Raw genomic sequence first — 23902 nt, forward strand, 5'->3', positions numbered from 1 at the left:
CATCCACAATCCGAAATGGAAGGATTACAATTTAGCTCTAAAATATCAGTATAAATGCGAAATTAAATTTGATAAATTGGAGATGTAAAGTGTTGATAATGTGATTTTTATATTCATAATTCACCACTCACAATTCAGCACTAATACCTAGCATACACATTGCCAAAGTCAAAAACTTTGGCAATGTGTGTAATTGGGGATATGGATAGTCTGATTGAGTAGTTTTTAAAATAATTTGGTTTTACGTTAAAACAATAACGCACTCATAAGTAGCATATTTATGTTGAAAAAACGACTAGATTCTTTAGATGCCCTACGTGGTTTTGATATGTTTTGGATTATTGGTGGCGAGGCTTTTATCCATACATGGGCAAGCTATTCGAACTGGCCTCCAGCCGTTTGGATGTCCTCCCAGTTGCATCACAGTGATTGGAATGGCTTAACCTTTTACGATTGCATTTTCCCACTTTTTATTTTTATGGCAGGCTTTTCAATGCCTTTGAGTTTTGAAAGCCAGATTCAAAAATTAAGAGAACTTGCTGATCCCAATCCGCAATCTAAAATCCTAGGGCATTTGCTAAAGCGAACAGTCATTTTGATAATCCTCGGGGTTGTTGTGAATGGTTTTTTCAAATTTCAAGGCTATGAGAATACTAGAATTGCCAGTGTTCTTGCCCGAATTGCATTAGCTTGTTTGGGAGCTGGGATTTTGGTATTGTATACTTCTGTTCGTACCCAAATAGTTGCTTTTACAGGAATTTTATTAGGCTATTTCTTTGTCGTTAGATTTTATCCAGTTCCCGAATTTGGAGTATACAATTTTACAAAAGAAGGCAATGTTACTGCCTATTTTGATAGATTGTTTTTACCGGGGAAATTACATAGAAAAGTATATGATCCTGAGGGAATATTATCAACGATTCCTGCTATTTGTAATGCATTGATGGGAGCTTTTACCGCAAGATTTTTATTGAAAAATCCTCTAAATTTAACTACTAACCGACTTTTAGGGGCTTTAGTGCTGATAGGATTGGGTCTGGTGGCCTTAGCCGAGCTTTGGGGCTTGTTTTTTCCTATCAACAAAATCGTGTGGACTTCCTCTTTTGTGCTAATCACAGGTGGTATAAGTGTTTTACTGTTTGCTTTCTTTTATTGGTTTGTAGATATTTTGGGTTTTAAATCAGTAGTAAAACCTTTTATTTGGATTGGTACCAACTCCATTACGATATACTTGGCGGTTCATAATATCATTAATTTTGAGTCGACAGCACATTATTTTTTAGATGGAATCCTACAAAATGCAACAGTGGATGCCCAAAACTTCGGCATTGCAACAGGCGTTTTGTTTTTACAACTAGCGGGCTTGTATTTTTTGTATAGAAATAAATTATTTTTGAAAATATAGGTCATAAGTATTAATACTGAATTGTGAGTGGAGAATTGTGAATGTAATATTCTAATTATTGAAGCTATTTAAACTTTTCAAAAAACAGATTTTATGGAGTAGAAAAGATTGGATAAATAGTATATCGTAGGTGAAATTTTGCTGTAAATTTTTGATTATGAGCACCTTCAAATAACGAATATACTATTAACTAATAACGTCTTCTTAATTACCCAATTTTAATTAACATAACATGAAAAAAGTATCTCTAACGTTGTTGGTAAGCTTGTTTTGTATTTTTCAACTATCGGCGCAAATCGATTTAGGAGAGTCTAAAGCATTAATTAAAAGAATAATCCCGACCAGAGCCAATTCCTTTGAAGTGGGTTATCTTCCGCAAGAAAACGGAAAGGATGTTTTTGAAATCAGTTCGAAAAACGGCAAAATTATCCTTAAAGGAAGTACAGGCGTAAGTATCGCTTCGGCGTTTAATTACTATTTGAATGAATATTGTCATTGCCAAATCACATGGAATGGCTCCAACTTGGCATTACCAAATGTGTTGCCAACGCTCAAAACTCCCATTAAAAAGAACTCAGATTTTCTTTACAGATACTATCTCAACTATTGTACATTCAACTATAGTATGTCATGGTGGGATTGGAAACGTTGGGAAAAAGAAATTGACTGGATGGCGCTTCACGGCATCAATATGCCTTTAGCAATCACTGGCGAAGAATATACTTGGTACGAAGTCTACAAGGAAATGGGCTTTAGCGATGATGATTTGAAAGGGTTTTTCTCTGGTCCTGCATATTTTTCATGGTTTTGGATGGGAAATCTTGACGGCTGGGGTGGTCCATTGCCTTTGAGCTGGATGAAAAGCCATCATGAATTACAAAAGAAGATAATTCAGCGAGAAAGAGCCTTGGGAATGAAACCTGTTTTGCCTGCCTTCACAGGACACGTGCCTGAAGCCTTTAAAAAGCATTTCCCTAAAGCCAAACTCAAAGCTACTAACTGGACCAATGGTTTTGCTGATACCTATATTCTAGATGCTGAAGACCCACTTTTTGCTGAGCTAGGTAAAAAGTTCTTGCAAAAGCAAACGAAAATGTTTGGTACAGACCATTTTTACTCTGCTGATACTTTCAACGAAAACGAACCGCCTTCGGATGAACCGGCATTTTTATCAAAACTGAGTGCAAAAGTTTATGAAGGAATGCAGCAAGCCGATCCCAAAGCCGTATGGGTAATGCAAGCTTGGTTGTTTTATTCTGATAGAAAATTCTGGAAAGAACCACAGGTAAAGGCTCTTTTGGAAGCGGTGCCGAACGACAAGATGTTATTGCTAGATTTGGCAACCGAAATTGAACCTGTTTGGAAACGTACTCAAGCCTATTACGGTAAACCTTGGGTTTGGAATATGTTGCATAATTTTGGGGGCAATGTCAATCTTTTTGGTAGAATTGAAGGAGTTGCCAATGGCCCCATTCAAGCGCTGAATGACCCTAACAAAGGAAATTTACAAGGCTTGGGTTTAACCATGGAGGCAATTGAGCAAAACCCTGTATTATATGCCTTGACAATGCGCCATGCTTGGGATAGTTCGCCTTTGGATTTAGATCAATGGTTAGATGGGTATATCAGAAATCGTTATGGAAAAGTGACGCCAGAAAACCGTGAAGTTTGGCAAATTCTTAAAAAGACTGCCTACAATGGAACAACGATTCGAGATGGCGCTGAGTCTATTTTGACGGGTCGTCCAACCTTTGATTCAACAACTATTTGGACAAGAACCAAATTGAATTATCCTCCCAAAGAGCTATTGCCAGCATGGAAATTGATGATAAAGTCTATTACAACGAATGGTTCAAAAGAGGGTTTTCAGTATGATTTAGTTGATATTTCGAGACAGGTACTAGCAAATTATGCCTTGCCTTTACAGAAAAAATGGGTAACCGCTTACCGAAATAATGATTGGACTAACTTCCAAAAATATGCTCAGGAATATCTGGTTTTGATAGACGATATGGACGAATTATTGGGAACTCGTCAGGATTTTCTTTTGGGTAAATGGATTAAAGAAGCCCGTGCTTGTGGCTTTACCCCAGCTGAAAAAGACTTGTATGAGCAAAATGCCAGAGATTTAATCACGCTTTGGGGTGATGCCAATTCGCCACTACACGAATATTCAAATCGCCAATGGAATGGCTTGATGAAGGATTTTTACAAAGTTCGTTGGAAAAAATTCTTCGATGCCTTGACTACAGCGCATCAAAAAGGAGAGAAATATCAGCATGACGCATTCGAAAAGGAAATCAAACAATGGGAATGGTCATGGGTGACTTCACATAAGGATTTTATGGCTACGCCAAAAGGAAGTCCAAATCAAGTAGCTCAAAAACTGTTTGATAAATATTTCTCAAAAATCGAACAGGCTTACGAATAGATACATTATTCCCTTAAATCTTTTGGAGACGTTGCTTGCTACGTCTCTACTAATTTAATTCAATTGTGAAAAAAATCTTATTTATTTTATTAGTTTCAACCTCTCTGTTTGCTCAGAAAAAACCACTCGATTATGTCAATCCCTTGATTGGGTCGGCTCCTAGTACCACGCCGAGTGCCCAAAAACATAGCGAGGCTGGCTCAGAACTCAAAGGGCAAGTGGTGCCCATGATTGGTGTTCCTCAAGGACTAACCACATGGACACCTCAAACCAGAGCCACCGAACAAAAATGTATTCCTCCTTATTATTTTAACGACGGGAAAATTCAGGGCTTTCGTGCAAGTCACTGGATGAATGGGAGTTGTGTGCAAGATTATGGCACGATGACTCTTATGCCACAAGTAGGCGGAGTAGAGATCAATCCTTATAAAAGGGCAGAAAGTTACTCCAGAAAAACAGAAATCGTACGACCTGACTTGTATCAAGTTGATCTCGAAGGTTCAGGTATCAAAGTAGCCATGACGGCACTTTGTAGAAGTGGATTTTTTAAAATTAAATATCCTAATCAGCAAGCGAACTATCTTATTGTAGAACCCAATTCTGATGAAGGAGTCGGGTTTGTACAGGTTTTTCCAGAAAAAAGAGAAATTGTTGGCTACAATCCCGTTCATCGAATCTACCAAGGTTCTGGCCAGCCAGCAGGTTTTAGTGGTTATTTTGTCATACAATTTGATTCAGATGTTACTGATTTCGGAACATGGTTGAAAAATGTTATTACCCCCAAACAAGTGCTTGCTCAAGGAAAAGCAGTTGGTGAAAATGTAGGGGCTTTTGTCAAATTTGGCACAAAAGAGGTAAACATTCGTATTGGTACTTCTTTTACAAGCATTGAGGGTGCACGTAAAAATTTGAAGTCAGAAATTTCGCATTGGAGTTTTGATTTAGTAAGGCAAAGTGCTGCCAATCAATGGAATATGGCACTTGGTAAAATTCAGGTAAAAGGGTCAGAAAATGATAAAACTTTATTTTACTCAGCACTTTATCATGCTAAATTGACACCAAGAGTTTTCTCAGATTATGACGGGAAATACCCTCAATTTGCAGGTGGCAAAAAGATCGAAACGGCCAAAGGATTTACCTATTATGAAGATTATAACCTCTGGGATACTTATCGTGCTGTTCACCCGCTTCATACGATTTTAGAGCCAAAACGTACCGCAGACATGATGCAATCATTGATTGTTAAGGCCGAACAAGGTGGTTGGTTGCCTATCTTCCCATGCTGGAATCAATATACGGCTGCCATGATTGGTGACCATGCAATATCCACCATAGGAGATGCGTATATCAAAGGAATTAAAGGTTTTGACATCGAAAAAGGCTATCGCTATATGCGTAAAAATGCTTTTGAGCCTAATCATGACGCCAAAAGTTATGAGCAAGGTCAAGGAAGAAGAGCTTTAACAAGCTATCTCAAGTACAACTATATTCCATTAGAGGATTCTGTTTGGCAGGCATTTCATAAGCGCGAGCAGGTTTCACGTACGCTCGAATATGCGTATGATGATTTTGTTTTAGGAAAAGTGGCAGAAAAGTTGGGGAAAAAAGCAGATGCAGAAATACTTGCACAAAGGGCTAAAAACTACAAAAACGTCATCGACCCACAAACTGGCTGGGCAAGAGGAAGATATGCAAATGGTTCTTGGATTACGAAATTTGACCCATTTGCCCAACGTTCAAGTTTTATAACCGAGGGTTCTCCAGCCCAATATACCTTTTATGTGCCACATGATATTCAAGGATTAATAGCGCAAGTAGGAGGAAAGGAGCGATTTATTCAAAAGCTAGATACACTTTTCGAACAAGGTTATTATTGGCATGGCAACGAGCCGAATAATCAGATTGCCTACCTATATCCCTATGCGGGTCAGGCGGAAAAGACTCAAAAATGGTTACGCAAAATTATTAGAGAGGAATACGATACCAGTCCTGGAGGAATGAGTGGTAATGAAGATGGTGGACAAATGTCATCTTGGCTGGTTTTTAGCATGATGGGATTCTACCCAGTTTGCCCAGGAATTCCGAGCTATACCCTTGGTAGTCCGATGTTTGATGAAGTGAAAATTCAGACACCTTCAGGTAAGTATTTTACCATAAAAACCTATAATCAATCGGATAGTCACCCAATGATTGACAAAATGAAATTGAATGGTAAACCTTTTTCAGCCATTGAAATCGCACATCAAGATTTGTTAAAAGGTGGACTTTTAGAAGTTTGGATGAAATAGAATGATAAGTTTTGGCTAGAGTGTGAGCTGTTTTGGTAAAATGTTTACGCTCTAGTCATATTTCTCAATCTTTAATTTTTATTTTGATTTAGCTTTTCTATCTTCACGACATAAAATTTATGATGTTAAGTAACAGAATAGAATAAATTAATAATACGGCTACGATACACATTAAATATATCCTCCTGTTTATGAATCTATTCTAATAACAGATATACTGTTAACTAATAACATCCTTTTACATAAAGTAAATAGTTCGTGAAAAGTAAATATTCTACCTTGTTCGTGCTTGGAACACTGTTTCTGTGTGCCAAAATTTTCTACAAATACGCCAATATCTCGCAACTTCTCTGGCTTGTCAAACCAGTGGCTATTTGGATTTCATTGCTCACCAATGCTGAAATGTATTGGGATGATTCGTCTGGCTATGTGTTTCCCTCTCATGGTATCTGTATTGAAAAGTCCTGTTCTGGCTATAATATGCTGTTGATCTGCTTCAGTATGCTATCCTATTTAATTTTGCAGTTTAGGAAGAATATTTCAAAACTTTTTGCATGGATACTAGCCTGCATTCTGACTTATGTTGTATGTATAATTAGCAATTCTGTCAGGATTATTCTCTCCATTTTATTTTCAACTAAACTGCCCAGTCTTTGGATTCCTTATCGTGAAATGGTTCATCAAGGGATTGGTGTATTTACAAATATCCTATTCTTAATTATTACATTCCTATTTTTTCAATACCTATTCAAAACAACTACAGCTCATGAAAAATCTGCTTAAGCCGTACTGGGTTCTCCTGACAAGTACACTACCAATTTCAGTTCTACTATCTCTTTTGATGATTGAATGGCAAACTATTCATACACTTTTATCACCTCAAACCAAAGTGTATTGGTTGGCTGTTTTTGGTGTAATAGTCACTATTCTGCTTTCACAAAGTATTTATGCAGGGTATCAATGGTTTGCAAGAAAATACGTTTCCTCGGCTTATGCCCTGTTAACTTTATTTGTACATCTTTTAGGCATAATTTTTTATACAACTTACTCCGACGAGATTCTTCCGAACAACGTTCCTGCTTGGATGTTTGATGGCAATAAGTTTATCTACGTATATACATTTTTAATGCCTAGTATCCTCTATGCCTTAATTGTATTAATTATAGTAAATACACCAGATGTAACAAAGGCAAGTTTCCTCAAAAACCTAGGATTTTCAATGGCTATACCAATAGGTTTTTATTTCTTCTTCTTTATGATTGGCTCGGTGTATCATCCAAGTCATTTAGCTGATTATATGGAATTATTCCTATGGATTCTTTGTGTGACAGTGATGATGAGCTTTTATTACTTTGCACTGAGAGCACTTTACATCCTTATTTTTAATAAAGGTCTGGTCAAAAGGATTTCTCCACTGGTTTGGAAACTGATATTTGCGCTAATATTTCCATTGTTAGGATTGAGCCTCTATGCTACCTTGATGACTTTTGGAGGCTTGTTGGGCGATTTTACTAATTATTGGTTCTTTATTTTAGCAATTATAAATGGAATAATTGTTTGTCTTCCAAGGTTTAAAAACCCTTATACGAGTCTTATAATTTGGATATTACGTACTTTCTCGTTCAGCTACACAACTTACTTTTTTGTAGTATTTTTACCCTACACGCCGCTTTCATTTTTATTGCTTTTTACAGTGGTGTTTGGCTTGCTCATGCTAACGCCCCTAGCTTTATTTTTTGTCCATGGTGCTGAATTGTTGGCAGACTATCAGAGCTTAAAATTATATTACAAGCCTTATATGTTGATAGTTAGCGGATTAGTTTCTTTCTCCATCATTCCCACTATCATTACAATCAATTTTCTACTCGTCCGAAATGATTTACATAGTACACTTGATTATGTGTATACGCCTAACTATGAAAAACAACCCGATATCTCATTTTCCAATATCAGAAAACTTGCGACTCATCTTAACAAGACTAGAAGGGTAAGAGCATCCAATTTTCAGTGGGTTCCCTACATTGACTCTTATTATTCTTGGTTAGTGATGGATAATTTGACCTTGTCAAGCCGCAAATTAAATAACCTTGAAGCAATCTTTTTGGGCTATCCTTCCTACGATACTGATGAGGTGGAATTAGCGTCTAGAGTTTCACTTCAAGAGCTAAAATCTGAGAGTGTGTATGATAATAAAAGTAAAGTTTGGAAATCATGGATTCATTTATCTTTAAAGAATGGGAAAACTGCCGCTTCTGAATATCATCAGGCATTTTCATTGCCCACTGGAGCGTATATTACTAATTACTATTTGGATATGAATGGCAGAAGAGAAATGGGAATTTTGGCAGAGAAAAAAACTGCCAAATGGGTATATCAAAGTATATTGAATGAAAGAAAGTCAAGAGACCCAGGGATTTTGCACTATTCTAATTTTAATCAAGTTGAGTTGCGAGTATATCCTTTTGCCACAAATGAGTTAAGAACTACAGGGTTTCAACTCATTCATAAAGAACCAATTCAGATAAAAATAGGAAAATATAGTGCTAATTTAGGAATACAAGGAAAAGTAACTCCTATTGAGAATAACAACTTTTTTACCTATATACCAAGGACTGAAAAAGCAAAATTACCTTCTTTTTCTCGTCAGCCTTATTTCCATTTTATTCTAAATGTTTCGGATGTTAAGGCTTTTTCACGATATAATCTTCAATTGGCTAATCTGGGTAAAAAATATCCTTCACTTTTCAAGAATGCCAAAATCAGTCTTACCAATGCTTATGTCAAAACGATCGATTATAAAACAAATTGGAAAGATGAATTGGGTAAGAAAAATACAGAAGGTGGATTTTTCCTGCAAAGAGCCATTCAACAGATCGCTTACCAAGAGAGTAAAAATCAGTCAAATTCCTATCCTATATTGCTAGTGTTGTCAGATTCTAAAACCTCTAAACTATTCACTCAAGAGTTTCTAAATAAATGGAGTTTTGCCTTTCCTGAAGGAGCAGAATATTTTACAATGAATGAAAAAAATAGTTTGACAAGATCTTCTTTTTTAAGGCCTCGTACAGAGAGTCATGCAAATTTAGATTCGATTATTGTATCTAAAAAAGTCAAAGTTTGGCTTTTGGAGGGCAGGAAATATTTTTTACCTAATGACACAACTTCTAGTTTGATTTTTAAAACTAATCTTTTGCAGGAGCCTTATCAGTTTAAGCAGGAGGATTGGCAATCTGGTGTATGGTTGACGGGACAGCAGCAACAGTTATTACTTCATCCTGAGCTATATGAAGAATCATGGAGAAGTTGCTTGAAAAATAGTTTTTCGAGTAATATACTAACGGAGATGTCAGCATTTCTTGCACTTGAAAATGAGGCGCAAAAAGCCGTTTTGAAAAGGAAACAACAGGAAGTTCTGGATGCAAATGCGAATCTGGATGTATCTCCAGACTTCGACAGAATGTCAGAGCCTGAACTTTGGCTTATGATTGTAATAGTAGGGTTATTGGGAATTTATCGAGAACGGAAAAAAATTGCCTCTCGATTTTTCTCTTGATTTTTTGCCTAAATAAGCGTGTAAAATAGGATTGAATAGACTATATACACATTTTAATCCTTTGTAAAAGTTCCTTAGTTGCGACAGAAAGCTATCAATATTGAATTCTGTCGTAACTAAGTAGCTGATAAATATTGGTTTCTAAAAAAACATTAAACATAAACCTTGGTCTAAACGTATAATTTACACCAGTGTGATTCTAAAAACGTTCTGTCTAATGCCAATAATACGCCTAAACATCTGGACAGCATTAGAAAGAATCTACTTTTGATTGAACTCCTGTTTTGTCCAGTAGTTCGCTGAGTGATAATTGGATAGCTCTAATATCTTTCCAGTCTTTTAGGATAACGCCAAGCGTAGATTCAATGATATTTTTGTCCAAAGCTGAAAAATGTAGCGTCGCCAAGGCAGTTGCCCAGTCTAAGGTTTCTGCAATGCCTGGTGTTTTTTCTAACTTTTGCGCTCTTAAAACCTGCATAAAACGACAGATTTGTTCTGCGAGTTTAGCATCAATATTAGGCAAACGATGGCGGACAATCATTAATTCTTTTTCAAAATCAGGATAATCAATCCAGAGATACAAGCAACGTCGTCTTAAGGCCTCCGAAAGCTCTCGGACACGGTTGCCTGTTACAATTACTTGGGGAATTGAAGAGGCGTGAATAGTTCCAATTTCGGGAATGGTAATCTGCCAATCAGATAATACTTCGAGTAGAAAACTCTCAAATTCTTCATCAGCTCGGTCGATTTCGTCAATTAAGAGCACGCATTTTTGTGGCGACTGAATGGCTTTGAGCAAGGGACGTTTCAACAAGAACTTTTCATCAAATAGCCCTTTTTCTTTTTCCTCCACACTAATACCAGATTCTTCAGACGCCTTTAAATGTAACAACTGACGTTGGTAATTCCACTCATACAAAGCCTGTGAGGCGTCCAAACCTTCATAACATTGCAAACGAATCAGCTCAGTTTCCAAGATCTGCGTCATGACTTTGGCAATTTCAGTTTTTCCTACTCCTGCCGGACCTTCAATGAGTAAAGGTTTTTGAAGTTTGAGCGATAAAAACAATGCCATTTCAATCGAATGGTCAGTGATATATCCTTGTTCGAACAATAAACCTCTTATGGATTCAAGCGTGACGTCTAACATAGTTTTTTGTTGAGGCATAGATAGACAAAGGCACAAAATGAATTGCTGAAATTAGGGAAATGGCAATAATCATTAATAAACGACCCTAACCTCAATTCCTGCCACTTTGTGCCTTTGCTCCTCTGTGCCTGTTTAACTAACTTCCACTAAAGCTCTTCTAGCATAAACTTTGGCCAAATGTTTACGATAATCCTCTGAGGCATAGTGGTCTGACATAATACTTACCCCTTCAGCGGCTTTGGAAGCAGCTTCCTCTACTGAGGCGCCTGAACTTGAAGCACTTTCGACAGCTTCGTCTCTAAACGCATAATCAGACACACCTGCAAAAGCAACTCTGGTAGTTCCTGAAGGCTCTTTTACTGCGGCACAACCAACAATAGCAAAGCGAGAAGCTGGTTGTACAAATTTCTGATAGGTAGACTTTGTTCCTGCTGGAGGAATAGGAATTCTGATTTGGGTAATAATATCAGACTCTTCGAGTACGGTTGAGAAAAATCCTGTAAAGAAATCCTGAGCAGCAACAGTTTTGGTGCCATCTGCACCCTGAATAACAATTTGGGCGTTGGCGGCTAGTAACAAAGCTGGCCAATCTGCTGATGGGTCTGCGTGTGCAATACTTCCCCCAATGGTTCCTTTATTGCGCACTTGAACATCACCAATGGCACTAGCACCATCTGCCAAAAAAGAAAGCGAGTTTTGAACCTCAGCAGACGTAGCTATTTCATGATGTGTATTGGCAGCACCAATGATTAAAGTTCCCTCTTCGATGGTAATACCCTTTAACGACTCGATTCGAGTTACGTCTACTAAGGTTTCTGGTGCATTGAGACGTAGTTTTAAGGCTGGCACTAGGCTATGTCCTCCTCCGAGTACTTTAGCATAGCTCCCATTTTGTAATATTTCGATAGCTTCTTCCACTGAAGACGCTCGTTTATAATCAAATGAATGAGGTATCATTTTGGTAAAATTTTGATGGTTATTTTTCTAGAAAAAAATCTATTTCCAGTAAATAATGATGTTTTAGCTATTCATCGCACGCCATACTCTTTCTGGTGTTGTTGGCATCAAAATGTCTTTGACATGTCCAAAGCCACCACTCCAAAGAGCGTCCAAGACAGCATTGACAACCGCAGGGGTTGATCCAATGCAACCAGCCTCTCCAGCGCCTTTTACTCCAAGTGGGTTATGTGGGCAAGGAGTTTCGGTACGGTCAAGCTCAAACATTGGCAAATCGTCGGCTCTTGGCATACAGTAATCCATGTATGAACCGTTGATGAGCTGTCCATTTTCATCAAAAATTGCCCCTTCCAACAGGGCCTGACCAATCCCTTGCGCCAAACCACCATGAATTTGTCCATCTACAATCATTGGATTAATGACATTACCAACGTCGTCAACAGCAATAAAGCGTTTCAGACTAACCTTTCCAGTTTCTTTATCGACTTCTACCACTGCAATATGACAGCCGTAAGGATAGGTAAAATTGGCTGGATCATAAAAACTAGAGAAGTCCAAACCTGGCTCTAAACCCGCAGGATAATTATGAGGGACATATGCTGTCAAGGCAATATCGCCAAACGCTACGGATTTATCTGTTCCATTTACGGTGTATTTTCCATCCGCAAACGTAAGGTCTTCTTCATTGGCCTCAAGCTTGTGTGCGGCAATTTTGGCACCTTTTTCAATGATTTTTTCCAAGCTTTTTACAATAGCACTTCCACCAACAGCCAATGAACGAGAACCATAGGTTCCCATACCAAAAGCGACTGTTTCGGTATCTCCATGGTGAATTTCGACGTCTTCCAAAGGAATACCGAGTTTATCAGCAACCACTTGAGCAAAAGTAGTCTCATGTCCTTGTCCGTGTGAATGCGCACCCGTGTACACGCTGACTTTACCCGTAGGTTGAACACGAACTTGTCCGACTTCATACAAGCCTGCACGAGCTCCCAAAGCTCCTACTACCGCCGATGGAGCAATACCACAGGCCTCAATGTAAGTAGAAAAACCAACTCCTAAAAGCTTGTTAGATTGAGCAGCTTCAGCTTGCGCTTTTCTGAATTCTTCATAGCCAAGCATAGCAACGCCTCTTCTCAATACTTCATGGTAATTACCTGAGTCATATTGTAAGGCTACTTGTGTTTGATAGCCAGGCTGATTTACACCATCAAAAGGAGGAATAAAGTTTTTCAATCGTAGCTCAACTGGATCCACCCCCATTTCGTGTGCTGCCAAATCCATGAGACGCTCTAATAAATAAGTTGCTTCTGGACGACCCGCACCACGGTAAGCATCTACAGCATTGGTATGCGTAAAGGCACAAGTCATATCCAAATGAATTTTTGGAGTAGTGTACAAACCTTGCAAAAGAGTACCATGCAAATAAGTTGGTACAGCAGGAGCAAAGGTCGAAAGATAGGCACCAAGGTTGGCAAATGTTTTGATACGAAGGGCTGTAACGTTTCCATCCTTATCAAAGCCCATCTCGGCATGAGTTACGTGGTCACGACCGTGAGCATCTGTAATAAATGCCTCCGAGCGCTCAGAAGTCCATTTTACTGGTCTTTCTATTTGTTTTGAACACCATGTAACCAAAGCCTCTTCGGTATAGTGGAAAATTTTTGACCCAAATCCGCCACCCACGTCAGGACCAACCACACGAACTTTATGTTCTGGAATACCGAGTACAAAAGCACACATTAATAGACGAATCAAATGAGGGTTTTGTGTACTGGTATAAAGCGTATATCTATCAGAAGAAGATTCATAATGCCCAATCGCTGAACGTGGTTCGATAGGATTTGGTACCATTCTTTGATTGACAAATTCCAATGAAGTCACATGATGCGAGTTGGCGATAGCCTCATCAACTTCTGCTTTGGGATTGCCTATTTCCCAGTCGAAAGCAATATTGTTTGGTGCAGATTCATGAACCAAAGGCGCACCTTCTTTTACAGCCTCCACAGGATTGACTACAGCGTCAAAAACCTCATAATCTATCTCCACTAACTCTGCGGCATCTGCGGCAATTTCTTTGGATTCTGCAATAACCACTGCCACCGCGTCACCCACGTGTTTTACCGTGCTGCCTGTGCCGACCAATAAGGGGTGAGGAGGCTCTTTCATAATGTCCCCATTTTTGAAATTTACCTGCCAACCTGCTGGTACACCATTGATGCCAGACTGAGCAATGTCATCGCCAGTGAATACTGCTACAACGCCTTCAGTAGCTAGTGCCTGACTGATGTCGATACTTTTGACTTGGGCATGTGCATACGGACTTCGGATGATATAGGCGTAGGTTTGTCTCGGCAAAATCATATCATCGGTATATTTGCCCTTGCCTGTAATAAAACGCTTGTCTTCGACACGTTTTACGGCTTTACCAATATATTTATTACTCATGATTTCTGAATGAATGTTAAGAATGATTAATCGGTGATACTATTAGGCACTTATTTCAGTACCCATCTTTTCGGCAGCATATTGCACTGCTTTAACGATATTGTGATAGCCAGTGCATCGGCAAAAATTACCCTCCAAGCCGTGGCGAATTTCAGCCTCGCTTGGATTCGGATTTTTAGCCAATAAATCTGCCGCAGTCATAATCATTCCCGGAGTACAAAAACCACATTGTAAGCCATGACATTCTTTAAAACCTTCCTGTAGAGGATGTAGTTCTGCCCCTTGAGCCAAACCTTCAATCGTGGTAATCGAACTTCCGTCGGCTTGAACAGCTAACATGGTGCAAGATTTTACGGCAACTCCATCTACATGTATCGTACAAGCACCACAGCTACTGGTATCGCAACCAATGTGCGTGCCTGTCAATCGAAGGGTATCTCGCAAGAAATGCACAAGAAGGGTGCGAGGCTCCACTTCTCGGACATAGTTCTTGCCGTTTACATTTACTGAAATCTTAATTTCCATTTTCGATAGTTTTTATTTAAAGGTTTGTATTTGTTTGATTATGAAATGCTTTGACCAACTTAGGAGGCAATTTCTTCCTCAAAATTGGTGAAGAATTGTTTAGTCAAGGTATTGGCAACACCACTCAATACCCGCTGACCTGTTCGAGCTAATAGACCAGATAACTTGGCCTCACCCTCAAAACTGATTTCTGTTTGTTGCGCGTCGAGTGCCAATAAATTGATTTTGATAGAGGCATCAGCATTACCAATTTTGCTGTTTTGACTAACATTGAGGGTGAAAGTAGATGGCTCAACAATATCCGACAGCGTGAGTCCGCCTGAGAATTTGCCGCTTACAGGTCCCAATTTGATCTCGGAAATAGCTTCAAATTCGTTTTCGCCAGTTTTTTCTAGTCTCGATACTCCTGGGACAATTTTGGCGAGTATGTCGGTATCCATCAACATTTGCCAGACTTTCTCAATGGGAGCAGCCAAAGTATGTGAACCTGTTAATTGCATATTTTCGTTAAGTTAAATTGATAAAGAGTGATAAAAATCATCAATAATTCAATTGTATTTTTCTAATTTAATTTTAAGGAATTACCAAATGTTAACTTGTTTTGATAATTTTAAATTGAATTATTTCTCTATTTTATAAAACATTTTTTATCTTTCAAAGTAAAACTTGTATTTAATCAAGTTGTTTTGAAATAGTACAATTTTTAGAGTTATTTGTCTTGAAAAAATATAATTACCTTTTGGATTTGAAAAAAGATTGGACTTGTCTTAACAAACTTTTGACCAAATTGGTAGTAGTGGTGGATATCAAATTGGTTGGAAGCATTTAAGGTAAAGAAATTAGCCTTTGGTCGAAAAAAAGCATAGCTGGGAGAAAAAATAGGAATGTATATGTTGAGATTTTGTAAAATTGTCATTCGTGACGAATAACTTGAAAAAAGAACTACCGAATATTATTATCGAAAGGATAAATTTATGAAAGAAATTAAGGCTATTGTAGAGGCCTATCTCAAAATGGACTTTGAGACTCATTCAGCAGCTCTGGCAACGGTTGTGAGAGTAGAGGGCTCATCCTACCGACGTGCGGGTGCGCGAATGCTAGTGAGTGATTCAGGAGAGTGGATTGGTGGTATTAGTGGAGGCTGCCTCGAGGGTGATGCACTCAAAAGGGCTCGTTTAGCGATGGCACAAGGTAAATCTACCATTGTTACTTACGATACAACCGACGATGATCCTTATCAAATAGGAGTGGGATTGGGTTGTAATGGCATAATTGACGTATTACTGACCCCTATCGACCCAAATGACAGTAATAACCCTGTCGCTATTTTGTCAGATATTCTTGACAAACGCGTTCCAACGGTTGTAGTAACCGTTACTGCTACAGATATACCTGAGCAATTGCCTTTGGGAGCTGTGTATAAATTTGATAACGATAGTATTGCCGTTGATTTTCCTGTTAACGAAATACATGACGAAGTCACAAAAGCTGTAGAAGGCGCATTATTTTCTGAAAAATCAAGTTCCTATCATTTTACCTTAGACAGTGGAGCCGAGATAGGGTTATTTGTTGAGGTAATTTTACCCGCTACTCATATTTTGATTTACGGGGGTAATTACGATATCTACCCTATGGTGCAACTCAGCAAAGAAGTAGGCTGGAAAGTTTCGGTAGTGTGTAATCCTTTAAAGGTTCACAAACGCCTGTTTGATTGGGCAGATCATGTTATTGCCAAAGAGGATGCCGAAACTGTGGAAATAGATGCATATACCGTCGCGGTTCTCATGGCGCATGATTATGAGACAGATTTTAAAAACATGAGAAATTTATTAGCAACGCCCATTAAATACATTGGGATGCTTGGTCCTAAAAAGCGTACAGATAAAATGTTTACAAAAATGGAGGAAGAGAGAAGTCCAATTTCACCAGAAGATTTAGCAAGAATCGCTACGCCCGTAGGCTTGGATATAGGGGCAAGTACTCCTGAAGAAATAGCTATTTCTATCATCGCCGAAATCCGTGCGATGTTTGCAGGTCGTTCAGGACAACGACTTAGACTAAGGGATAAGCCAATTTATGAGAGCTAGCTTTTATTATTGAGTGATTGAGCGGTTGAGTGAATGAGTAATTTTCTTTAATTGGAGCCTAGTTGTAGCGACGCAATACTTTGCGTCTGAAAAGCGTCATTCTAAAATACATTTTGAAACATGAGTCATCCCTAATTTTTAGGATTGGGATTATTCTCCAAATTTTTATCAAAAAAGCGGTCGAAAACATATTTTTCGACCGCTTTTTTGATGCTACTATGCTAGATATGAATGGCTTAAGACGCAATCATTGCGTCTCTACTGATGGAAATTTTTACATAATCACTCAACCACTTATTCACTAAATCGCTAAATTCGGGATGACTCATGTTTGATGAACATTTGCGGAAATATATCCTATTTACACTAACGTTTCCTCCAAAATAAATCTTTCAATTACTTCAGCAACACCGTCTTCGTTGTTCGAAGCAACCACTACATCGGCATGATGACGTAGGGCATCTTCTACGTTGTCGACCCATACTCCTAATCCTGCATATTGTATCATAGTTAGATCATTGCTGGCATTGCCAACAGCAATAATTTCGTCAGATGAAATACCTAATTTTTGAGCTAATCTATCCAAACTTGCAGCCTTGTCAATACCCAATTGCATGATTTCCAAGAAGAAAGGTTTGGACGTAGTTATGCTTTTGTGATTGACTTGCGCTTTAAGTTTTGCCATAACCTCAACCAAACGCTCAGGCTCATCGAGCATAATACATTTGACCGAATCACGGTCTACTGCTTTCTTAAAGTCATCAACCTTAATCAATGGCATCCCTGTAATTTGAGTTTCAATATCGATATATGGCGATTCTGAAGAGGCGATAATATTGCCATCCAAATAGGTAATAATATGTACGCCGTTTTCTTGACTAAAGTCATACAAAGCATGAATATCTTCTTTGCTAATACTTTGTTCAAAAAGTACCTCTTCTGTGGTCATATCCAATATCACAGCCCCATTGTAAGCCAAGATATAAGAGTTATTTTGATGCAAGCCAAGTTCTTTGGCATAACTCAACATGGCTGGAGTAGGTCTGCCAGAAGCCAATACCACTTTTACGCCTGCTTCTTGTGCCTGCGCGATGGCAGATTTATTCTTTTTTGAGATACGGTGGTCATCGGTCAACAAAGTGTCGTCCATGTCCAATACCAACATTTTATATTTCATAGGGGATAAATATTTTGTGAAATCACGATTACGGTGTTCTGGTAATCGCTTTGAGTAGCGGTAAAATGAATGTTGATTTTACCGCTACTCCACAAAAATAAGGGCTTGTATTGCATCCTATTCTTATCCCTTTGAATATTCAAGAAAGTTCTTTTGAAAAGATAAAAAAATCTTTAAATCATTTTAGTTTTAGTTCGTAAACACCATATTGATTTTGAGAAGCCAATATAGAATTACCATTGAAATTCAAGGTATTAATCACAGAGTTAGAACAACATTCGGATTTTACCACTGCTGTTTCATAAACGATGTTTCCTATTTTGGTATCGTTTATAAAGAGTTCAAAATCCTTAATGCCATTACCTGCTTTGGTAAACATGATATCCCAATAAATAACTGCTGTAGGAGTTCCAACTACAGTACCCTTGTACTTGGTTTCATCACCAGCACTGCCGATATAAAAACTGGTAGAGTCTGTAATGTTTTTTCCTGAAGCGTTAAAAATAGAAAACCTAGGAATAGGAGGAGGAGAAACACAAGCATAGCCTTCACATTTGAAGAGATGATTGCAAGAACTAAACGCGGCGATACCCGCCAGCAATACTAGGGTGTAAGCAAAAAATTTCATGATGTGAAGATGTTTAGTAAACGAATAGATTTATGAGCTACTCGTATAGACGTTGCGGTGCGTAGGAGGGTTGCATGACCATCATACTATTTGTGGAATTTCTTCGTTAAATCCGCATATAACCTTTGATAATATGTTCAAAAAAATCTGCTTTACAATTTCTCTTTCGGCGTTAGGATTGCATGCTAATGCCCAAAACAACTCAATCTCACAAATTTTCTATCCTAATATTACCATCAAAACCGAAGCGATGCCCTCTGCCAATATGGGCGATGGCAAAGACTTTGGACTTACTCGTACTTCAACGCTTGGCTTTGTGCCACTTTCCACTGATTTCAATGTAGGAATTGGTTTCGGGAAAAAGTTTGATATTCAAGCAAAGCACACTTTTTTAGTAGCCAATTTGAGTCAGATTAATCCTACCATTTCAGGGAAGGAAACTCCCTCTGGTGGTTATAAAACCCTTTCGGCTGGAGTTTTTCAGTTAAAAGCAAGTTTGCGAGACAAGTTCTGGCTCTATGGCGGAGGCTTAGGTATTACTGAATCAAACGAGACCTTTTTTTCGCCACAACCTTTTTTGTGGGGTGGGGCGGCTCGTGTTAGAATATTGGGATTAAATACCCAAATCATGTACGGAACGGCGGTGGCTTTCAATCAAAAATTTAGAATTATCCCAATTTTTGGTTTTAACAAACGTATCAACGAAGATTGGCGTATTTCTGGGATTTTGCCATTTCAGGTAACAGGTACTCGCAAAATCACAGAATGGTTTAATCTGGGAGGAAATATTGCTTTAGGAGGCTACAGCGCAGGTTTTCAGGAATTTGGTTCAGGAGAAAAGTTGGCGAGAAAAGAAAATTATCAGCATCTAAAATTCACAGTTTCCGCTAATGCTCACGTTCTGAAAGTATTCAATTTATCCTTGGAAGGAGGAATTGTTACCTTTAGACAAGACAAAATTTTTAATTCTGCCGTAGAAAATCTTCAAACTTATCACCCTGGCACAGCCCCATATATCGGTGCGAGCGTGCGATATATTTCAAATAAAAACAGTATGGGCGCCAAGTTGATGTCAAAATTAGGAATTTAATTTTTCTATAGAGACTAGTTCGAGACTTTGTCTCGGACTAGCATTTTCTCCAGTTTATAAACTGTTTTAAAAAAAAGTCCAAGACAAAGTCTTGAACTAGTATTTTGGGTTTGGGTTCTTTGGTTTGGAGACGTAAAATATTACGTCTCTACGGGGTTTTGAATGCGGATAACTCCGCACTCAAAACTCCTCACTCCCTAGTATCCTTTCGCCAAATCTGCGATATTTTCTAATGGCTCATTGTTTTCAAAACGTTGAAGATTGTTTAAGAATACTCGCACCTTATCAGCGTTTTCCTCTGCCCATCCTCCTGACGAATGTTGCGTCAAAAGCACATTGGGCATATTCCACAAGACATGATTTTCTGGAAGCGGTTCTTCTACCGTAACATCTAAAACAGCCCCAGCGATAGCACCACTTTGTAGCTTTTCGATTAAAACAGGTTCGTCCACTGCCGAGCCACGACCTACATTGACAAACAAGGCTTCTTTTTTCATTTGATTAAGAAAAGCCTCATCAATCAAGCCAATAGTTTCGGTAGTTTCTGGCAAACATGCGACTAAAATATCTAGCTCAGGTAAATAGTCTCCTATGTCAGACCACGACCAAACTTCTCCTTCGATGGCCGTTTTTGAAAAGATTTTAATGTCGCAGTCAAAACCCTTTAGGATTTTTGCTACCGTTTGACCAATCGCGCCATTTCCTAAAATCCCCACTTTTTTTCTAAATAATAAATGCAAAGAAGGACGAATACTGCCACCTACCCAGTGATTTTGAGTTTGTAGCACAGACAAACGGTCGATGCCACGATAGACTGCCATGATACCTGCCACTGCGGTTTCTGCTACAGACTGACCAAAAAATCCTTTGAGATGCGTGATTGGGAAACGGCTGTGGGATAATTGCTGATAGGGGTCTAAGCCAGCAGAATGCAGCTGTAGCCATTGTAGTTTTGTACTTTCCTCTGCCCAATTTAAGGGTACATTGCCCATACATACGCTTGCCTCTAAGAAGGTTTCCTTACGATTTTCGGGTAATAAGGTATCTCCAAAACTGAGCTGGTAGCCTTTTTCTGGAGATAATGCGTTGACTAATAGCTGCTTTTCAGCATCGTTGAGTAATGTGTGGATATAAATTTTCATTTCGAGATAAGTTGCTGGAAATTAAAAGTTAACGGTATATAAGTTAAGTATTAGTGCTGAATTGTGAGTTGTGAATTATGAATGTAAAATTTTAATTATCAGCATCTTACATCTTCTGTTGATTAAATATTATTTTGCACGATTACTTAATAAATCGTACAGAATTAGATTTAAGTGATGGGTTAAGGGACAAGGCAACAGGCAAAAGGCACAGAGTGTTAAAATGTTTTTTATTATCCATCGCCATGCTTTTTTTCAAAACCCACCGCCGAAAGCCGTTACCTGAAAGCCCAAAGCATAATCTTAAATTTTATTTTGCCCACTAACTTAATAAATTGACCTTAATACTCTGAAATCTATTTCTTCTAAAAGTATGTAGTAGGTAGAATTCTACTTAACAGCCTTTGTCAGTGTTACTGGTTATTGGTTCTTTGAAATTGGCGTTTTCTTTTTTACTCGGTGAATTAATTCACCGAGTAAGTGCTATCATATTTCTTTCAAACTCTTAGTTTTAAAACTAAACTTAGATAAATCCTCTTTGTGTATCTTTTTTATTTTTAGGAATGTAGATGCAACCCTAAATTAGTATTCCACTAAACGGTATATTTCGGATATCTGATATCGGATGTTGGATTTCGGAAGTGTAATCTTTTATATTTTGGAAAACAAAGGTATTTTTCTAACATTTCCGAAATCAGCAATCCCAAATCCCCAATATTTTTAACCTATTCAAAACTCCCAACTCAAAACTCATCACTCCAAAGAATATGCCATTCCTGTCATAGTGCCTAATCTTTTGTCAGGCATTAAAAATGGGCTATTTTGGCATACTGACAGATTGTCAGCAAAATTAACTGAATTTTCGGTTGGCATTAAGATTGTTAAATACTTTACGTCGTCAGATGAAAAAAAGATGCGAAAGGCACAGTCCGAAAGGTGGAATAAACCAATCTTGACATTTGACTTAAAAAGAAAACAAGATATTTAACAATAATTAATTCACTCTAGCAATGGGAAAAATTATCGGTATTGACTTAGGCACAACCAACTCTTGTGTTGCAGTTATGGAAGGTAACGAGCCAGTCGTAATCGCTAACTCAGAAGGTCGTCGTACTACACCTTCAATCGTAGCATTTTTGGATAACGGAAACGGAGAGCGTAAAGTAGGAGATCCAGCAAAGCGTCAAGCAATTACAAACCCTACAAACACGATTTCTTCAATCAAACGTTTTATGGGTAAGCGCTATTCTGAAGTAGGTAGCGAGCTTAAAACAATTGCTTACACAGTAGAACAAGGTTCAAACGATACTCCACGCGTTCGTATCGGTGATCGTTTATATACACCACAAGAAATCTCAGCACAGATTTTGACTAAAATGAAGCAAACTGCTGAAGATTATTTAGGTCAAACTGTTACTGAAGCTGTTATTACAGTTCCTGCATACTTCAACGATGCTGAGCGTCAGGCTACAAAAGAAGCTGGTGCAATCGCTGGTTTGGAAGTAAAACGTATCATCAACGAACCAACTGCTGCTGCTTTGGCTTACGGTTTGGACAAAGGTGGTAAAGATATGAAAATCGCAGTATTTGACCTTGGTGGTGGTACTTTCGATATTTCAATCTTGGAATTAGGTGATGGCGTATTCGAAGTAAAATCAACTGACGGTGATACTCACTTAGGTGGTGACGACTTCGACCAAGTAATCATCAACTGGTTGGCAGACGAATTTAAAAATGACGAAGGGGTTGATTTGCGTCAAGATGCTATGGCATTGCAACGTTTGAAAGAAGCAGCAGAGAAAGCTAAAATCGAGTTGTCTTCTGGTGCATCAACTGAAATCAACTTGCCATATATCTTCCCAGTAAATGGTATGCCTAAACACTTAGTACGTTCATTGTCACGTGCTAAATTTGAGCAATTGGCTGATACTTTGATTCAAAGAATGTTGGAGCCTTGCCGTCGTGCTATGAAAAACTCTGGCTATAGCAACTCTGATATCGACGAAGTTATCTTGGTAGGTGGTTCGACTCGTATCCCACGTGTAGTTGAAGAAGTAGAGAAATTCTGGGGTAAAAAAGCATCTAAAGGCGTTAACCCTGACGAAGCAGTAGCAATCGGTGCAGCAGTTCAAGGTGGTGTATTGACAGGTGAAGTAAAAGATGTATTGTTGCTAGACGTTATTCCTTTGTCATTAGGTATCGAGACTATGGGTGGCGTGTTCACTAAATTGATTGAAGCAAACACAACAATCCCAACTCGTAAGTCTGAGGTATTCTCAACGGCATCTGATAGCCAACCATCTGTAGAATTGAACATTTTACAAGGTGAGCGTCCAATGGCAGCTAACAACCGTTCATTAGGTCGTTTCCACTTAGACGGTATTCCACCAGCACCACGTGGTGTTCCTCAAATCGAAGTAATTTTCGATATAGATGCCAACGGTATCTTGCATGTATCAGCGAAAGATAAAGGTACAGGTAAAGAAAACAACATCCGTATCGAAGCATCTAGCGGTTTGACAGATGCAGAAATCGAAAGAATGCGTCAAGAAGCGAAAGCTAACGAGGCAGCAGATAAAGCAGAAAAAGAAAAAATCGAGAAAGTGAACCAAGCAGACTCATTGATTTTCCAAACAGAAAAACAATTGAAAGAATACGGTGAAAAACTTTCAGAAGGAAACAAAACTGCTATTGAAGGTGCATTAGCTGAATTACGTACAGCACACGCGTCACGTGATATTGCTTCTATCGATGCTTCATTAGAAAAATTGAACAACGCTTGGATGGCAGCATCTCAAGAAATGTACGCTCAAGGTGGTGACGCAGCTCAACCAACTGGCGATGCAGGTCAATCAGCTAACGCAGGTGGTGGTTCTTCACAAGCAGAAGACGTTCCATTTGAAGAAGTGAAATAAGAAGTCGGTAACCGACCCTTAGCCTCTGGCTAAATATATTAAAGTGCTATAGAATCTCCCTTCGGGAATCTTTCAGTTTTTTGAAAGGAGATTTTGTAGCACTTTT

16 protein-coding genes are annotated in these 23902 nt (G+C 38.5%); 8 read left to right on the forward strand and 8 right to left on the reverse strand.

What is annotated here, in order from left to right; translation table 11 throughout:
- Window positions 1-280: 280 nt before the first annotated feature.
- The 5 genes from BWI92_RS13015 (at window position 281) to BWI92_RS13035 (ending at window position 9677) form a co-directional block, all read left to right on the forward strand.
- Complete coding sequence (locus BWI92_RS13015; protein ID WP_095163691.1) at window positions 281-1405, forward strand: acyltransferase family protein; 1125 nt, start codon at window positions 281-283, stop codon at window positions 1403-1405.
- 232 nt (window positions 1406-1637) lie between these two features.
- Window positions 1638-3836, forward strand: coding sequence for an alpha-N-acetylglucosaminidase (locus BWI92_RS13020; protein ID WP_095163692.1), 2199 nt, complete (start codon window positions 1638-1640; stop codon window positions 3834-3836).
- Between the two features lie 65 nt (window positions 3837-3901).
- Complete coding sequence (locus tag BWI92_RS13025; RefSeq protein WP_229363023.1) at window positions 3902-6124, forward strand: GH92 family glycosyl hydrolase; 2223 nt, start codon at window positions 3902-3904, stop codon at window positions 6122-6124.
- Between the two features lie 285 nt (window positions 6125-6409).
- Window positions 6410-6907 carry an exosortase K gene (gene xrtK, locus BWI92_RS28855; protein ID WP_409024751.1) on the forward strand — a complete coding sequence of 166 codons (498 nt, stop codon included), beginning with the start codon at window positions 6410-6412 and terminating at the stop codon, window positions 6905-6907.
- The gene (locus tag BWI92_RS13035; RefSeq protein WP_095163694.1) at window positions 6891-9677 is read left to right on the forward strand and encodes an MSEP-CTERM sorting domain-containing protein; all 2787 of its coding nucleotides are present in this window, start codon (window positions 6891-6893) and stop codon (window positions 9675-9677) included. Before xrtK ends, BWI92_RS13035 begins: the two co-directional genes overlap by 17 nt.
- A 250-nt stretch (window positions 9678-9927) precedes the next feature.
- Here BWI92_RS13035 and BWI92_RS13040 read toward each other — a convergent pair whose 3' ends face one another.
- The 5 genes from BWI92_RS13040 to BWI92_RS13060 all read right to left on the reverse strand — a co-directional run bounded on the left by BWI92_RS13040 (window position 9928) and on the right by BWI92_RS13060 (window position 15257).
- The gene (locus tag BWI92_RS13040) at window positions 9928-10827 is read right to left on the reverse strand and encodes a MoxR family ATPase (RefSeq protein ID WP_095163695.1); all 900 of its coding nucleotides are present in this window, start codon (window positions 10825-10827) and stop codon (window positions 9928-9930) included.
- A 132-nt stretch (window positions 10828-10959) separates the two neighbouring features.
- The gene (locus BWI92_RS13045; RefSeq protein WP_095163696.1) at window positions 10960-11784 is read right to left on the reverse strand and encodes a xanthine dehydrogenase family protein subunit M; all 825 of its coding nucleotides are present in this window, start codon (window positions 11782-11784) and stop codon (window positions 10960-10962) included.
- 63 nt (window positions 11785-11847) lie between these two features.
- Window positions 11848-14232, reverse strand: coding sequence for a xanthine dehydrogenase family protein molybdopterin-binding subunit (locus tag BWI92_RS13050; protein WP_176464416.1), 2385 nt, complete (start codon window positions 14230-14232; stop codon window positions 11848-11850).
- 42 nt (window positions 14233-14274) lie between these two features.
- Window positions 14275-14757: a (2Fe-2S)-binding protein gene (locus BWI92_RS13055; RefSeq protein ID WP_095163698.1), complete on the reverse strand. Its 483-nt coding sequence runs from the start codon at window positions 14755-14757 to the stop codon at window positions 14275-14277.
- A gap of 59 nt (window positions 14758-14816) precedes the next feature.
- Complete coding sequence (locus BWI92_RS13060; RefSeq protein WP_095163699.1) at window positions 14817-15257, reverse strand: CoxG family protein; 441 nt, start codon at window positions 15255-15257, stop codon at window positions 14817-14819.
- A gap of 474 nt (window positions 15258-15731) precedes the next feature.
- On the opposite strand from BWI92_RS13060, the gene BWI92_RS13070 reads away from it, so the two are divergent.
- Window positions 15732-16844: an XdhC family protein gene (locus BWI92_RS13070; protein WP_095163701.1), complete on the forward strand. Its 1113-nt coding sequence runs from the start codon at window positions 15732-15734 to the stop codon at window positions 16842-16844.
- 361 nt (window positions 16845-17205) lie between these two features.
- Here BWI92_RS13070 and BWI92_RS13075 read toward each other — a convergent pair whose 3' ends face one another.
- Together BWI92_RS13075 and BWI92_RS13080 are read right to left on the reverse strand one after the other, a co-directional pair.
- A complete protein-coding gene (locus BWI92_RS13075) occupies window positions 17206-18021 on the reverse strand; it encodes a Cof-type HAD-IIB family hydrolase (protein ID WP_095163702.1) in 816 nt (271 codons plus the stop codon).
- Window positions 18022-18199: 178 nt separating this feature from the next.
- Window positions 18200-18649, reverse strand: a complete 450-nt coding sequence (locus BWI92_RS13080) for a hypothetical protein (protein ID WP_095163703.1) — start codon at window positions 18647-18649, stop codon at window positions 18200-18202.
- 133 nt (window positions 18650-18782) lie between these two features.
- Between BWI92_RS13080 and BWI92_RS13085 the strand changes: the two genes are divergently transcribed.
- Complete coding sequence (locus BWI92_RS13085) at window positions 18783-19739, forward strand: hypothetical protein (protein ID WP_095163704.1); 957 nt, start codon at window positions 18783-18785, stop codon at window positions 19737-19739.
- A 197-nt stretch (window positions 19740-19936) separates the two neighbouring features.
- On the opposite strand, the gene BWI92_RS13090 is transcribed toward BWI92_RS13085, so the two are convergent.
- The gene (locus BWI92_RS13090) at window positions 19937-20881 is read right to left on the reverse strand and encodes a D-2-hydroxyacid dehydrogenase (protein WP_095163705.1); all 945 of its coding nucleotides are present in this window, start codon (window positions 20879-20881) and stop codon (window positions 19937-19939) included.
- A gap of 1010 nt (window positions 20882-21891) precedes the next feature.
- Here BWI92_RS13090 and dnaK point away from each other — a divergent pair.
- Entirely contained in the window at window positions 21892-23796 is a 1905-nt protein-coding gene (gene dnaK, locus BWI92_RS13100; RefSeq protein ID WP_095163707.1) for a molecular chaperone DnaK, read from the forward strand.
- The last annotated feature ends 106 nt before the right edge of the window (window positions 23797-23902 follow it).

The sequence above is a fragment of the Flectobacillus sp. BAB-3569 genome, assembly GCF_002270355.1.
GTDB lineage: Bacteria > Bacteroidota > Bacteroidia > Cytophagales > Spirosomataceae > Flectobacillus > Flectobacillus roseus.